Source organism: Rhizobium sp. 42MFCr.1, from assembly GCF_000377185.1.
Taxonomy (GTDB): Bacteria; Pseudomonadota; Alphaproteobacteria; order Rhizobiales; family Rhizobiaceae; genus Rhizobium; species Rhizobium altiplani.
In genome coordinates this window covers 42,398-57,495 of sequence record NZ_KB897819.1, presented here as the reverse complement: position 1 = coordinate 57,495, position 15,098 = coordinate 42,398, and the positions used below count along the sequence as shown (strand labels likewise).

At 62.2% G+C, this 15,098-nt stretch carries 13 protein-coding genes; 4 read left to right on the top strand and 9 right to left on the bottom strand.

Going from position 1 to position 15,098, the window contains the following annotated elements:
• Positions 1-55: 55 nt before the first annotated feature.
• On the top strand, positions 56-1,336 hold the full coding sequence (locus tag C934_RS0102570) for an MFS transporter (RefSeq protein WP_018855147.1): 1,281 nt from the start codon (positions 56-58) through the stop codon (positions 1,334-1,336).
• 24 nt (positions 1,337-1,360) lie between these two features.
• Here the strand turns inward: C934_RS0102570 and C934_RS0102565 are convergent, their stop codons facing one another.
• From C934_RS0102565 to ubiE, 9 genes are all read right to left on the bottom strand, one after another.
• The gene (locus C934_RS0102565; protein WP_018855146.1) at positions 1,361-2,239 is read right to left on the bottom strand and encodes a DMT family transporter; all 879 of its coding nucleotides are present in this window, start codon (positions 2,237-2,239) and stop codon (positions 1,361-1,363) included.
• Positions 2,240-2,375: 136 nt separating this feature from the next.
• A complete protein-coding gene (locus C934_RS0102560) occupies positions 2,376-4,037 on the bottom strand; it encodes a urocanate hydratase (RefSeq protein WP_018855145.1) in 1,662 nt (553 codons plus the stop codon).
• Positions 4,038-4,091: 54 nt separating this feature from the next.
• Entirely contained in the window at positions 4,092-4,421 is a 330-nt protein-coding gene (locus C934_RS0102555; RefSeq protein ID WP_018855144.1) for a TfoX/Sxy family protein, read from the bottom strand.
• Between the two features lie 4 nt (positions 4,422-4,425).
• On the bottom strand, positions 4,426-5,523 hold the full coding sequence (locus C934_RS0102550) for a DUF917 domain-containing protein (RefSeq protein ID WP_018855143.1): 1,098 nt from the start codon (positions 5,521-5,523) through the stop codon (positions 4,426-4,428).
• The gene (locus tag C934_RS0102545) at positions 5,523-6,788 is read right to left on the bottom strand and encodes a Zn-dependent hydrolase (protein WP_018855142.1); all 1,266 of its coding nucleotides are present in this window, start codon (positions 6,786-6,788) and stop codon (positions 5,523-5,525) included. Before C934_RS0102545 ends, C934_RS0102550 begins: the two co-directional genes overlap by 1 nt.
• Positions 6,785-8,167, bottom strand: a complete 1,383-nt coding sequence (locus tag C934_RS0102540) for a dihydroorotase (protein ID WP_018855141.1) — start codon at positions 8,165-8,167, stop codon at positions 6,785-6,787. The genes C934_RS0102545 and C934_RS0102540 overlap by 4 nt, the downstream gene beginning before the upstream one ends.
• A gap of 30 nt (positions 8,168-8,197) precedes the next feature.
• Positions 8,198-9,781, bottom strand: coding sequence for an aromatic amino acid lyase (locus C934_RS0102535; RefSeq protein WP_018855140.1), 1,584 nt, complete (start codon positions 9,779-9,781; stop codon positions 8,198-8,200).
• 89 nt (positions 9,782-9,870) lie between these two features.
• Positions 9,871-11,445, bottom strand: a complete 1,575-nt coding sequence (ubiB, locus tag C934_RS0102530; protein WP_018855139.1) for a 2-polyprenylphenol 6-hydroxylase — start codon at positions 11,443-11,445, stop codon at positions 9,871-9,873.
• Between the two features lie 56 nt (positions 11,446-11,501).
• Entirely contained in the window at positions 11,502-12,278 is a 777-nt protein-coding gene (gene ubiE, locus C934_RS0102525) for a bifunctional demethylmenaquinone methyltransferase/2-methoxy-6-polyprenyl-1,4-benzoquinol methylase UbiE (protein WP_018855138.1), read from the bottom strand.
• Between the two features lie 151 nt (positions 12,279-12,429).
• Between ubiE and mutM the strand changes: the two genes are divergently transcribed.
• The 3 genes from mutM (at position 12,430) to rpsT (ending at position 14,572) form a co-directional block, all read left to right on the top strand.
• Positions 12,430-13,320: a bifunctional DNA-formamidopyrimidine glycosylase/DNA-(apurinic or apyrimidinic site) lyase gene (mutM, locus tag C934_RS0102520; RefSeq protein ID WP_018855137.1), complete on the top strand. Its 891-nt coding sequence runs from the start codon at positions 12,430-12,432 to the stop codon at positions 13,318-13,320.
• 14 nt (positions 13,321-13,334) lie between these two features.
• Entirely contained in the window at positions 13,335-14,108 is a 774-nt protein-coding gene (locus C934_RS0102515; protein WP_018855136.1) for an enoyl-CoA hydratase, read from the top strand.
• Between the two features lie 185 nt (positions 14,109-14,293).
• On the top strand, positions 14,294-14,572 hold the full coding sequence (gene rpsT, locus C934_RS0102510) for a 30S ribosomal protein S20 (RefSeq protein WP_016552476.1): 279 nt from the start codon (positions 14,294-14,296) through the stop codon (positions 14,570-14,572).
• The last annotated feature ends 526 nt before the right edge of the window (positions 14,573-15,098 follow it).

The following is a 15,098-nucleotide window of genomic DNA, read 5'->3' as shown; positions in this document are numbered from 1 at the left end:
GGACAAATGGCGCGCTGCTGGCTAGATCAAAAGGCGTGAAAGGTTGGTACCCCCAATGCAACGCGCCGCAAACAGCTCGCCAGACGCCTCCGAAACCCATCCCCGTCCGAATCTCCACCTCGTGCGAACGACGGCGGAAATGCAGGAAAAGCAGTTCTTGCTGCGCGGCACGTCACCTTATCGACGTGCCAGCCTCGCCCTCTTCCTTTCCGGCTTTGCTACCTTCTCGCTGCTCTATTGCGTGCAGCCACTGATGCCGATCTTTGCCGCGGACTTCGGCGTAAGCCCGGCCGCGAGCTCTCTGTCGTTATCTCTGTCGACCGGCTTTCTCGCCGTCGCGATCTTCTGTGCCGCTGCCGTCTCCGAAAGCTTCGGCCGCCGCATCCTGATGTTCGCCTCGCTGCTCGGGGCTGCCCTTTGCACGATCGCCTGCGCCCTCGTGTCGAGCTGGCACCCGCTGCTCGTCATCCGCGCGCTTGAAGGGCTGCTGCTTGGCGGCGTGCCGGCCGTGGCGATGGCCTATCTCTCGGAAGAGATCGATCCCCGCGGTCTTGGCGCCTCAATGGGTCTTTACATCGCCGGTAATGCTTTTGGCGGCATGGCAGGCCGCGTCGTTACCGGCACATTGGCTGAGTTCTTCTCATGGCGCATTGCATTGGGTTCGCTTGGCGTGCTCGGCCTTGCCGCGGCAATCGGCTTCTTCCTGCTGCTGCCCGCGTCGCGCAATTTTGCGCCGCGCAAGGGTTTCGATGTCCGCTTTCACGTGAGGGCCTGGGTTGGCCATATAGGCAACCCGGCGCTACCATTGCTCTTCGCCATCGGCTTTCTCGCCATGGGCAGCTTCGTCACCGTCTACAACTACATCGGTTTCCGCCTCGTTCAGCCGCCATACAATCTCAACCAGACGGAGCTCGGCCTGATCTTCACGGTCTATCTGTTCGGTATCGCCGCATCCTGGATCGCCGGCCTGCTTGGAGATCGCATCGGCCATTTCATCGTGCTGCCGGCCGGCATTGCGATTGCGGCGGTCGGCGTCGCGGTCACGCTGTCATCCTCGCTGCCGCTGATCGTCTTTGGCATCGTGTTGCTGACATCGGGCTTCTTCGTCGCCCACTCGGTGGCGAGCGCCCTCGTTGGTCGCCTTGCCCGCGGCACCAAGGGGCACGCGTCCGCGCTTTATCTATTGTCCTACTACATCGGCTCCAGTGTTGCCGGTTCGGTCGGTGGCTATTTCTGGGGTGCCGATGGCTGGAACGCCGTCGTTGCCTTCACGCTGGTGCTGCTGGCGCTTGGCATGGTCGCGGCGCTCACCGCCGCCAAGCTGGCGAAGCGGTAATCTTCGCGAAAAATAATGGGTCGGCTAAACGTTCTTCAAGGTGCGGCGTGGTTGCTGTGACCGCGCCATGCCGCTCCAGAGATACCAGAAAACCGAGATCAGGATGATCACGCCGCCGATGAGCGTGGAAAGCGTTGGCGTCTCGGAGAAGGCGAGCCAGACCCAGAGCGGGCCGAGCACGACGTCGAGCAGACCGATCAACCCCGCCTCGCTCGAGGGAATATAGCGGCCGCCGGTCATGAACAGTAGATAGGCGATTCCCGATGTCGTCGACCCGAAGACGGCAAGCACGAGGATCTCCTGCAGGCTCGGTATCGCGTGCGACATCAGTGGCAGGCAGAGCAGCACGCAGAAGCCGGATCCAAGCGCATTGACCGGCGCCAAGCGCAGTGCGGGGTAGCGCCGCGCCGCGACGAGCAGGATGCTGAAGGTCAGGGTCATCAAGAACGCCAGCGCGTTGCCGGCGATGTCCTGGGGCCTCGCGCCGAAACCTGCAACGATCAGAACGCCAACGAAGGCGATCATACTGGCGATGAGCACACGCCTGCTGATCTTCTCCTTCAACCAGACATAAGCGATGGCTGCCGCGACGAACGGGACGGTCGCATAGATCGCCAGCACGTTGGCGACGGTCGTCAGCTTCAGCGCGCCGATGTAGCCATACATCGATATAGCGGCCATGAGACCGAACAGCGGATAGAAAAAGAGCGGTACCTTGCCGGGTTCCGCGCTGATCCGCTTCTTTGCCAGAATGATGATCGTCAGCGCCAGACCGCCAAACAGCGAGCGCCATCCGAGCACGGTCCAGACATCGAGATCGAGCGCGCGGACGAAGAGCCCCGCGGTGCTCCACATGATCGTAGCAATGCTGACGAGGAGCATACCGTAGGTGCGGGGCTGCATGGCGGGTCCGTTCGTTGGAAGGGCAGCGTCGAATCAACACTCGATCTTTATCAGAGGCGCACGACCTGCGATCGATCGGTTGCGCCACGCCATAGCGTAATCGGACAGAAATGTTTCCGAGACAGGTGCCTTAGCGCTATCCGAGCCTAATGTAGGGAACGTCCTTCTTGGCCACCTCGTCGAGCGCCTCGTCATAGCCGGCATCGGCATAGCGCATGACGCCAAGCGCCGTGTCGTTGGTAAGCGCATGGTCGAGCCGCTCGTCGGCAGCGTCGGTGCCATCGGCCACGACGGTGACGCCGCAGCTCGTCATGTAGCCGGCATAGCCGCCGCCGCCGGAATGGACGACGACGAGATCGGCCATCGACGAGCAGAGCATCATCGCGTCGATCAGCGGCCAGTCGGCGATCGCGTCGGAGCCGTCCTTCATCCGCTCGGTCATGATGTTCGGATGCGCCATCGCGCCGGCATCAAGATGATCCCGCGAGAAGGCGACGGGCCCTTTCAGTTCACCGCTTGCTACGAGCTCGTTGACCCGGCGGGCAAGCATCGTGCGTTCACCGTGACCGAGCCAGGCAATACGCGCCGGCAGTCCTTCGAAGGGCACGTGCTCGCGCGCCAACCGGATCCAGTTGGTGATGATCTTGTTGTCTGGGAACATTTCGAGCAGCAGAACGTCGATGCGGGCGATATCACTTTCCGCGCCTGACAGTGCCATCCAGCGGAAAGGGCCGATTGCCCGGGCAAAGAGCGGTCGCAGATAGGCTTCGGTGAAGATCGGAATGTCGAAAGCGTTGGCGACGCCGCCTTCCTTGGCCTGTGTGCGGATAAGGTTGCCATTGTCGAAGACCTCGGAGCCCTTCTTCTGGAAGTCCAGCATGGCAGTGACGTGCTGCACGATCGAAGCTCGGCTTGCCGCCATCAGCTGTCCTTGACCGTCCTCGCGCAGTTCGCGAACCTGCGCAAGGCTCATGCCCTTCGGCACGTAGCCGTAGACGAGGTCGTGCGCGGAGGTCTGGTCGGTGACGATATCCGGCACGATGCCGCGCCGCGCGATCTCGGGATAGATTTCCGCAGCATTGCCGACGAGACCAACCGAAAGCGCCCGCTTGTCCTTCACGGCAGCATCGATCATCGCAAGCGCCGTATCGAGATCCGGCGCGATTTCCTGCAAGTAGCCGATCTCCTGGCGCTTCTTCGCGCGCTCGGGATCGATGTCGACGCAGAGGATGGCGGCCCCCGCCATGCGGCCGGCGAGCGGCTGCGCGCCGCCCATTCCGCCGAGCCCCGCCGTCAGCACGAAGCGTCCGAAGAGATCACCGCCGAACCGGCGCTCGGCAATGCGCATGAAGATTTCATAGGTGCCCTGGATGACGCCCTGGCTGCCGATATACTGCCACGCGCCAGCCGTCAGCCCACCCCAGCAGATCAGCCCCTTGCGCTGCAGCTCGTAGAAGATCTCGGCCTTCGCCCATTGCCCGACGATGTTGCAGTTCGCCATGATGACAAGCGGCGCCTTCGGATGCGTCTTCACGAGGCCGATCGGCTTGCCGGACTGGATCAGCAGCGTCTGGTCCTCGTCCATTTCGGTCAGTGCCTTGACGATGCCCTTGTGCGCCGCCCAGTTGCGCGCTGCCTTGCCGAGCGCGGCATAGACGATGAGATTGTCCGGATCCTCACCGACGGAGAGAACGTTCTCCAGGAGCCGCAGCAGCGCCTCCTGCCGCCAACCCTTGGCGCGCAGCTCCGGCCCGCCCGGTATCGGAAATTTCGGGTGACGTGGATTGGGCTTCGGCATCTTGGTCGTTCCTCTATCTCTGTCTTTTTTTGGTCTCTTGGGCCCAAGCTCCGTTCACTTGGCGGGCAGTGAGCGCACAAAGGCCGTCGCGGTCTCCAGGAGGCGGCGCCGCAAATCGTCATCGCCGTAAATCTCCGCGCCGACCCGGATCCAGCCGTGCATGGCGCGACCGCCGGAAAGCATCTGCACCGCGCCGGGCAAATCGAGCGCCCAGCCGTCATTGCCTTTGCCGAGGCGGACCAGCATGCCGTCTTGTCGGGCGCCGCAAAGGAGATTGCCGTCGAGCAGAAAGGCCAAACCACCGAACATCGGCTTCTCGCTGAGACCGGACATAGTACCCAGCTCTTCCCTCAGCAATTCCTCGAGGCCGACGTCCCGCGCCATGCGATCAGGCCTTTGCCGCGAGCGCGTAGCGGGCAAGCTCGATCCCCATCGCCTTCTCCACCGGGGGATAGACGGTCGGGTCGAGAACGCTTGCCGACAGCGGAATGATGCTCATCGGCACATGCAGGATGAAGACATGCATCCCACCCTTCAACTGACCGACGCTCAGCGGCTCGCCCTCGGGCGAGAGCGTTGTGATAACCGAGGGGAAGGTGGCGATCCGTTTGCCCTCGATGTCGTCGACGGCCATGTATTCGTTCATCACATGAATGGTCACCGCCTTGTCGCCGGAGCCGACGACGATCGTGCCGATGTCGAAGGCCTCCTTGGTATAGACGACGTCCTTCTTGGTGATGATGCCTTCGGCCAGGATGTGCCCGCCTGTTGTCTTGCAGATGGCATCGATCACGGCTGAACCGCCGTTCTTCTCAGCCGCAATGATCGCCTCGCCCAGCGCCAACGCCATCGAGATGCCGCCAAGTGCTGCGTGGGTACGCACATAAGAGGCGCGCAGCGGATTGCGGCAGCTGGCGATGAAGCCGCCCGACTGGTCGGAAGCCGCCCGCAGGATCGGCGAGATCTTCGCCGTCGCCCCCTTCACGACAAGCTCGATGTATCGGCTTTCGGCGCGGTTTCCGCCGACCGCCGTCTGGATCATCTGCTCGGGCGAGCCCGCCATGCCGATCGAGCCCATGTCGCCGGTCGGATGCGCGCGGATATCGCCGACGGCATCGACGACTTTTGTTCCGAGAATGGCGGAGGGCAGCCAGCCGTTCAGCGTCGACGACTTGCCGTTCTGGCCGATGATCAGGCCGGACAGTTTTTCGCCGAGTTCGTCCTGCAGCAGCTGCACCGCCTTCACATAGTCGATGCCCTGCATCTCCCAGGGTGTCGTGGAAGCCGGCGCGCCGATCGCGGCGGCCGTCGCGATCCAGTCGTCGTCCTTCAGCTCGTCGATCGACACAAGTTCCGGCTTGCCGACGTTGACCGCTGCATAGCCGAGCATGCGTCCGTGATCCGCCCAGCCGCCGCCGCCGGCGGCATAGACCGACCCGCCCTTGACCGCTGCTTCGACGTCCTTCTCAACGAGTATGCGTCCCATCAGGCATTCTCCTGCTTCAAGCTCTTGTCCATGTCCATGACGGCTTCGAAAAGCACGGCCGCCCCAAGCGCGATGTCGTCGTTCTCGGCCCACTCGTCAGCGGAGTGGCTGCGCCCCTCCTTGCAGGGTACGAAGATCATCGCGGCGGGCGCCACCTTGGCAATCCAGGCCATGTCGTGACCGGCGCCCGATGCCATTCGCCGGTGCCTGGCGCCGACGGTTTCGCAAGCCCTTTCGAGCGTCTTCAATAGCCCGGCATCGCTCGGCGTCGGATAGTTGTCGGAGACGCGCATCGGGCTTTTGATGGACGCTCCGTAAGCGATGGCTAACTTTATGACATGTTCGTCCAGCCACTCGCAGAAGGCCTCCATGTCGTTGCGAATCTCGGCGCGCCCATCGATCAGCAGGACGACCTTCGAGGGAACGACGTTGGCGGCATTCGGCTCGATCCGGAACTCGCCGACCGTCGCCGCAAAATGCCCCGGCGTCTTCGCCCGGGCGGCTGCGGCATTGCGGATATCGAGGACGAGTTGTGCGGCGGCGACCAGCGCATCCGAGCGGCTATCCATCGGCGTCGTGCCGGCATGGTCGGCGCGGCCTTCGACGATGATCTCAATGCGGGTGATCCCGGCGATCGCCGTGACGATGCCGATATCGTTCTTCTCGTCGTTCTCAAGGACCGGACCCTGCTCGATATGCAGTTCGAGAAAGCCCGAAATATCGGGCCTGTTTTGCTGCTGCAGCACGCCCGGGCGCCCGCCGACCTCGGCAATGGCCTCGGCGAGGTTGCGTCCTTCCGTCGCGCGCGAAAGCCAGGCTTCCGGCAGTTGCCCGGTCATGCCTCGGCTGCCGATACAGGAAACGCCGAAGATGCTGACCTCCTCCGCAAGGAAGTCGACGATCTCCAGGTCGTGATCGAGCTCGATGCCCCGATCGCTGAGTGCACGCGCGACCTCAATCGCCGCCACCACGCCGGCAATGCCGTCGAAACGCCCGCCATCCGGCACGGTGTCTGAATGCGAACCGAGCATGATCGTGCCGCGCCCGTCGATGGCGCCCCGCCGCTTGCCGATCAGATTGCCGGCGGCATCGATCCGGGTCTCAAGGCCAGCCGCTCGCATGCGCGCTTCGATATAGGCGCGCCCCTCGAGAAAGAGCGGCGAGAAGGCACGGCGGGTCCAGGGATGGCCGGGTTCAGTGATTCCCGCTAGGGCGTCGATATCCTCGGCGATACGACCTGCGTTGACCGGCAGGTTTCTGGTCATTCTGCGGCTCCCGCGATCACCTGCCTCGGCAGCGGATGGACAAATCGCCCGGTCCCCGGTTCAGCCAGCACCGTCGCGCCATCGGTGATCTTCTCCCCGCGCAGATAGGTCGCGGCGACCGTCCAGGGAAGGCGGATGCCGTTATAAGGGCTCCAGCCGACCACGTTGTTGCCGCTCGCAGCTGCGTCATAGACCGTTTCGCGCGGCTCAAGCACGACGATATCGGCGTCCTTGCCTGGCGTGAGCGCTCCCTTCACGTGGTCGAGGCGGAAATGCTTTGCCGGGTTCTCTGCCATCAGCTTGGCCGCCCAGGTCAGCGGGATACCGCGCTCGGCGGCACCCTTGATGAAGAGCGGCACCATCACCTCGAGCCCGGGCACACCGGACGCGTTCGCCAGCATGTCAGGATTGGTCTTGCGATTTTCGGACCAGCTGACGTGATCCGTCGAAACCAGCCAGACATTGCCCTCGGCAACCCTGCGCCACAGCGCCTCGACCTCGGCACGCGGCCGGATCGGCGGATTGATCTTCGCCTTGCCGCCGAGGCGTTTGACGTCGTTTTCCTCGTCCAGCGTCAGATAGTGAATGCAGCATTCCACCGTCGCCTCGAAACCGTCACGGCGATAGGCGCGCGCGATGTCATAGCCGCGTCCGAGCGAGCAATGGACCACATGCGAGGGGCATCCCGTATTGGCGCCGGTTTCAAAGATGGTGTGCATTGCCAGCAGTTCGGTGATCGGCGGCCGCGACAGCCCATGCGCCCGCCAATCGGTGATCCCGCTTGCTTTCACGCGCTCCATGTAGGTGCGGACGGCCTCGTCATCCTCGTTGTGGACGCCGGCGGTCAGCCCGGTCGGCGCAATTGCGGCAAAGCATTCGTCCAACAGGGCAGGGGGAATGCGCGGAAAACGTTTCGGATCCGTGCCAAACGTCGAGAACTTGAAGGCGGCAACGCCGGCATCCACCATTTCGGCGACCCGCTTGGCGCCTTCCTCGGGATCCACGGTGCCGTAGAGCGCAAAATCGACCCGCGCCTGCGGGCCGGCAGAGGCGATCTTCTTCTTTACCGCTTCCGCCGAACAGACAAGATTGCCTTCATCATAGGGCATGTCGACGATCGTCGTCACGCCGCCGGCAGCAGCCGAGCGCGTCGACCAGATGAAATCCTCCTGGTTCTTCTGCGACAGAGAGTGAACTTGGGCGTCGATTGCTCCGGGCAGGATCAATGCCTTGCCGAGGAGATTGCGTTCGCGGGCGGCAGGCGGTACGCCGAGGCCGATTTCCGCAATCTTGCCATCGCGGACGGCAACGTAGCCGGCTTCCAGAATGCGCTCCGGCAAAACGACCGTGCCTTGCAGAACGAGATCGAAATCAGCCATGCCGCTTGCTCCGTGGCGAATATTGAAGGATCAGATGGCGACCGGTTCCTGGGTCAGGCGCTGCTCGATGCGCGCCAGCGAGCCGAGCGCAAAGAAATCGTCGAAGGATGCGATAGGCACCTCTTCGATCAGCTTGGACATGAAGGCGTCGGAGCCGAATTCTTCCTCGATCGCTTCCACCTCGGCAGAAAGTGGCCGGTCGACCGTATAAAAGTCCGCATGCTTGCGAACGACGTCATAGAGCATTCCGCCGACACCTTTCGGCTTGTCGCCGAGGATGTCCACGGCCTGTGCGGAAAGCAGCGCCTCGAGAGCGGCGAGGCGCATCAGTGCCCGCATCTGACGCTCGAAACGCTCGATCACCAGCGGCAGGAACGCGGCCTCGTCCTCAAGCCCGGCTGCGACCACCAGCGACTGCGCGGAAACCGGGTTCGACATCGACAGCACGCGGGAGAAGATTTCGCCGGCCAGCTTGATAATCGGGCCGAAACCGGTGGCGATACGGCCGGGCGGCACGAGATTGACCGGCAGGTCGCGGCGCTGGCCGTTGCCGAGCAGGACGCAGCGGTTGAAGGCATTGCGGGCCGCGTGCGCCATGCAGAGAGCAGCCGATTCGAGAAGGATCGTCACGTCGAGCGGTAGCGACCCGCCCGAGGTCATCACCCGCCCCTCGACGACGACGGGGTTGTCGTCGGAGCGTCCGGTGGCGGCCAAAATCTTGTGGCCCGTCGTCAGCAGGTTCTCGATCACCGCCCCGAAGACCTGCGCGATCATGCGCAAGCTCAACGGGTCCTGGACGTGGGTCTTGACTGGCCATTGCCAGGCGTCCGACGCATTGCAGAGCCAGGAGCCGATCAGGGCCTCCCGGGAGGTGCCGACATGGCGGACGGAAAGCCACGGGTCGCGGGAGGCGCCGAGCGCGCCTGACGCCATCATCCCCGAGGCCAGCAGCACGCGTATGGAGGCCGCGGCGCTGCGGGTCGCGTCCGCCGCCGCGGCAAAGCTCACCGCGTTGACGCTGAGCGACGCCAGGCTGTCGCGCGGAGCCATGGTGAAGGGCTTCATGCCGGCCGCGGCGAAGGCATCGGCCGCCTGCATGCGCTTGCCACGGTAAATCGCTTCCCCGACGCCGGTCAGCACGGCGCCGATCTGGCCCATGAGACCGATGTCGGCGCAACCAATGGAGCCGGTGCGGCGGACGACCGGGATGATGTCGGCCTCCAGCATGCGCATATAGGCATCGACGAGTTCACGCGTGCAGCCGACCTGTCCCGTCAATGCGGTGTTGATGCGAATGGCCATGGCGTTGCGCACCACGGAGCTCGAAAACGGTGTCCCGGTGCCGAAGTGATGCGCACGTACCAGCCCGAGATTGAAAGCGTCTAGGTCCTCCGGAGACCACTCGACATCCTTCATGGCGCCGACGCCGGTGGTCGCCCCGTAGACGGGCATCCCGGCCTTGATCGCGTCCTCAACGATCCCGCGGGCAATCTCGATGCGGGCCATTCCGGTCGCGGAAGCTGACAGCGCCACCTTGCCCGATCCGACCCTCACCATCTCAGCAAAGCTGAGCGGTTGCCCGGAAAGTTCGATGCGGGGGCGTTCATGCTTCATCTGCCATATCTCCTTGAAAAGTGAGAGTATGCGACGGCGCTACTGAATGGGATATCCCAAATATCGAACACAGCATGCATTGCGATGGATCAGGTGATCACCCAGGCTATATAGAGAAGAGCAAGAGCGATAATCCAGAGGGCGGCCCGACCAGAGCGATTGTGGCGCGCCTCGGATTTGCCGATCGCCTCGGCCGTTTCCGCGTCGAACCGCAATCCATTCTCGCTCATCTGTAGCAGCTGATGGTGAAACTTCTCGGTCTTGGCGGCAATCTCCGGCGCCGCTTCGGCAAGCTTCACAGCCGCCTTCAGCCCGTCCTTGAGATCGGTGACGATGCGCTTCGGACCGAGATTGTTGCGGATCCAATCGCCGACGACGGGTTCGGACGCCTTCCACATGTTGAAGCGTGGATTGAGCATGCGCGACACGCCTTCGACAACGACCATGGTCTTCTGCAGCATGACCAGTTCCGGCCGCGTCGCCATGTCGAAGAGTTCAGTCACCTCGAATAGCAGCGTCAGCAGCTTGCCCATCGAGATCGTCTCGGCAGGCTGGCCATGAATCGGCTCGCCGATCGCGCGGATCGCTTGCGCGAAGCTCTCGACATTGTGGTGGCCCGGCACGTAGCCGGCTTCGAAGTGGACCTCCGCGACCCGGATATAGTCGCGGGTGATGAAGCCGAAGAGAATTTCGGCGAGGAAGCGGCGTTCTTTTTTCCCCAGGCGTCCGACGATCCCCATGTCAACGGCGACGATATCGCCGTGTTCGTCGACAAAGAGGTTACCGGGATGCATGTCGGCGTGGAAGAAGCCGTCGCGCAGCGTGTGGCGGAGGAACGACTGGATCAACGTGTCCGCGAGCAGGTTGAGATCGTGGCCGGCGGCGCGCAGGCCCTCGACATCCGACATCTTCACGCCGTCGATCCACTCCATTGTGATCACGTCGCGGCCGGTGCGCTCCCAATCCACCTTCGGCACACGGAAGCCCGGGTCCTTCTCAGTGTTTTCAGCAATCTCGGAAAGGGCCGCGGCCTCCAGCCGCAAGTCCATTTCGACCTTGGTGGTCTGCTCCAGTGTCTTCGTGACCTCCACCGGCCTCAGGCGCCGGCTAGAAGGCATGAAGCGCTCCTGCATGTGAGCGACGAGGTACATCGCCTCGATATCATGCGTGAACCGCTGGCGCACGCCGGGGCGGACGACCTTGACCGCAACCTTCTTGCGTCCGGCAGGCGTATCGACCTCGGCGGGGTGCACCTGGGCAATCGAAGCCGCTGCAATCGGCTCATCGAAGCTCGCATAAAGCTCCTCGATCGGGCGGCCGAGAGACCCGGCGATGCTCGCCTTGGCCGCTGCGAGCGGAAAGAATGCCATGCGGTCCTGAAGCTGCGACAGATCGTCGGCAAACTCGACGCCGACGACATCCGGACGCGTCGCCAGGAACTGGCCGATCTTCACGTAGGAGGGGCCGAGCCGCTCCACCGCCTGCGCCAGCCGGTCGCTGCGCTTCTTCGATTTCGAACGATTGCGCGCGAACAAGCCGACAAACGACTTGGCGATGCCGACGGACGGCGGAAGATCTTCCGACGGCAGGGCCGAAATTACACCTTCGCGCACCAGAATCCAGCCGACGCGAGAGAGCCGGAAATATGCCCCCAGAGTGCTCATGCCGGATTGCCTGCCTGCGAAAGCCAGCGGGTGAACGATGTGCCCTCAACCATGCGTCAGAGCTTCCAGCCGGAATGAAGGGCTGCGATGCCGCCGGTATAATTCGTGAAGCTCACGCGCGAGAAGCCGGCATTGCGGATCATCTCGGCGAAGTTCTCCTGGTTGGGGAACTTACGGATGGATTCGACGAGATACTGATAGGGCTCGGCCTCGCCGGTGATCGCCTTGCCGAACTTCGGAATGGCGTTGAACGACCAGCTGTCATAGACGCGGTCGAGCAGTGGCATGTCCACTTCGGAGAATTCGAGCACGAGCAGCCGGCCGCCGCGCTTCAGCACGCGATGGGCTTCGCTGAGCGCCACGTCGATGCGCGGCACGTTGCGGATGCCGAAGGCAATCGTATAGGCGTCGAAGCTGTTTGCTTCGAACGGCAAGTCCTCGGCATTGGCCTCGACGAAAGTCAGGTTGTCGGAGAGCTTCTTGTTGGCGGCGCGTTCGGCTCCGACGGCGAGCATCGAGCCGTTGATGTCGAGCACGGTTGCATGGGCCTGCCGGTTCGAGGCCTCGACGATGCGAAACGCGATATCGCCGGTGCCGCCGGCAACGTCGAGAACCTTGTAGCCGGGTTCCTTGCGCGGATTGAGGGCTGAGATCATCGCATCCTTCCAGACGCGATGCATGCCGACCGACATGACGTCGTTCATGATGTCGTAGCGCTTGGCGACCTTATGGAAGACCTCGTTGACGAGGCCCTGCTTTTCACCATCCGCCACTTCGCGGAAGCCGTAGGATGTTTCCATGCCGCCTTCGGCGGAGGTACGGCTCTCTGACATCGAAATACTCCATCTATCTGAAATCGGCGCGGCGACCATAGCGAACGGACCCGCGCAGCGCTATCTGTGGGCCACGGTCAAAGCTGCGGCACCTTGGCGCTATAGCGCACAACGCCCGTGGTTGAAACATGTTAGATATAGATGGGTTAAGATGCCGGAATTGCCAGAAGTCGAAACCGTCAGACGCGGGCTTGCCCCCACCATGGAAGGCGCGCGGATCGCCCGCCTGGAACTGCGCCGCAAGGACCTGCGATTTCCCTTTCCGGACGGTTTGGAGGCGCGGGCAACCGGTCGCGAAATCGTCGCGCTCGGTCGCCGCGCCAAATATCTGCTGATCGATCTCGATGACGGCACGACGATCATCTCGCATCTCGGCATGTCAGGTTCCTTCCGCATCGAGGCAGGACCGCTATCCGATGCTCCCGGCGAGTTTCATCATGCCCGTTCGAAGGATGAAAAGCACGACCACGCGATCTTCCACCTGGAAGGACCGAATGGCATCAGCCGCGTCATCTATAATGACCCGCGCCGCTTCGGCTTCATGGATATGGCGCAGCGCTCCGAGCTTGATCTCTATCCCTTCCTCTTCGGCCTCGGGCCGGAGCCGACCGGCAACGAACTCAGCGCTGCCTATCTGGCGGAACGATTCATGGGCAAGGCGCAGCCGCTGAAGAGCGCGCTGCTCGATCAAAAGAATATTGCCGGGCTCGGCAATATCTATGTCTGCGAGGCGCTGTGGCGCGCGCATTTGCGCCCCACCCGGGCAGCGGCGACTGTCGTCACCAAGACCGGTAAGCCGAGCAAGCAGATGGACCTCCTCGTTGCGTCGATCCGCGACGTCATCGCCGACGCCATCAAGGCGGGGGGCTCGTCCCTGCGGGATCATATCCAGACGGATGGGTCTCTCGGGTATTTCCAGCACTCTTTCTCGGTCTATGATCGCGAAAGTCTACCTTGCCGCACGCCCGGTTGCGGCGGTACGGTCGCGCGCATCGTTCAGGCGGGGCGCTCGACCTTCTACTGCCCTGACTGCCAAAAATAACGGGAGGATTGTCCATGGCCTACGAAACGCTGATCGTCGAAACTCGCGGAGCGGTAGGGCTCATCACATTGAATCGCCCGCAGGCGCTGAACGCGCTGAATTCTACAGTGCTGAAGGAGCTTCTACAGGTTCATGAAGCCTTCCAGGCCGACGACGCTATTGGTGCGATCGTTTTGACTGGCTCCGAGCGCGCATTCGCCGCCGGTGCCGACATCAAGGAAATGCAGCCTCTCGGCTACGTCGATGTCTATAGCCGCGATCTGATGAGCGGCTGGGACGACGTTGCCAAGGTGCGCAAGCCTGTCATCGCTGCCGTCAGCGGCTTTGCGCTTGGCGGTGGCTGCGAACTCGCGATGATGTGTGACATCATCATCGCTTCGGAGACTGCCAAGTTCGGCCAACCCGAGATCACCCTCGGCGTCATCCCCGGCATGGGCGGCTCTCAGCGGCTGACGCGCGCCGTCGGCAGATATAAGGCCATGGATCTGATCCTCACCGGCCGGATGATGGATGCCGCCGAAGCGGAGCGCGCAGGACTCGTTTCACGTGTGGTGGCGCCCGAGCGCCTGTTGGACGAGGCGCTGGAGGCGGCCGCCAGGATTGCCTCGCTGTCGCGTCCTTCCGTTCTGATGGCCAAGGAAGCGGTCAACCGCGCCTTGGAGACGACCCTGGACGAAGGTCTGCGCTTCGAGCGCCGGCTTTTCCATAGCCTGTTTTCCACCGAAGACCAGAAAGAGGGGATGACGGCCTTCATCGAAAAGCGTAAGCCTGCCTTTAAGAACCGCTGAGCCTTGGAGAAAGGCGGCGTTTCCTTGAAAATGCGCGTTGACGTGGGTCGGCTTTAGGGTTATATGCCCGCCCACGGTTCGGGAAGCCACTCCGGTTTTCCGATTATGCTCCCGCATTGCTGTATGAAGTGGCCGCAAGGCCCGCGGTGATGACGGAGTTTGTTCGAATTCTTAGAGAGGCATCCATGGCCAATACAACTTCGGCGAAAAAAGCGACCCGCAAGATCGCCCGCCGTACCGACGTCAATAAGGCTCGTCGCTCGCGCGTTCGTACTTTCGTTCGCAAGGTCGAAGAGGCAATCGCATCTGGTGATGCTGCCAAGGCTAAGGAAGCTTTCCTGGCCGCGCAGCCGGAACTGGCTCGCGCCGCAAGCAAGGGCGTTGTGCACGCCAACACGGCTTCCCGTAAGGTTTCGCGCCTGGCAGCTCGTGTGAAGGCTCTGTCGGTTTCTGCGACCGCATAATCTTTCGTTAATAAACGCAGCATTATGATTAGCCCGGCAACTTTGTCGGGCTTTTTCGATTCCGCCGACTAGCTTCCGTATGGTTAATTCGGCGACGATTTCATGTCGGGCGTGTGACATGAAAAATGCAATGAAAACAAATACTTGTTGTAGGATACTTCAGGTGTGCTCGACTCAGGCCCTACAATCTGCGGTCTGAGCAGAGTCAAGAAGCTTTTTTATTTTTTTCTTTTTATGCGTGTCAAAAATGCCCAGAATCGGAATCCCCTTGATTCAAAAGCGATTCTTTTTTGACATCGATGTGACGCTCAAAAACTGCAGCCGGAGTCAACGGCCCGCTCTTAATTTTGCGTAAAATTCATCGTTGATTCCCGCATTCGATCCTGCCTAAATGCCGATCAACAAGGGGTCCAGACATCACCTGTAAAGGCTTGGTCTGAAACTGCCACGTCGGCAGGGCGATGATCCTGTGCCACTTGTTACGGAGAGTCAAAGTCTTCGGTTTTTCACGCAGTTAGGCATTTTT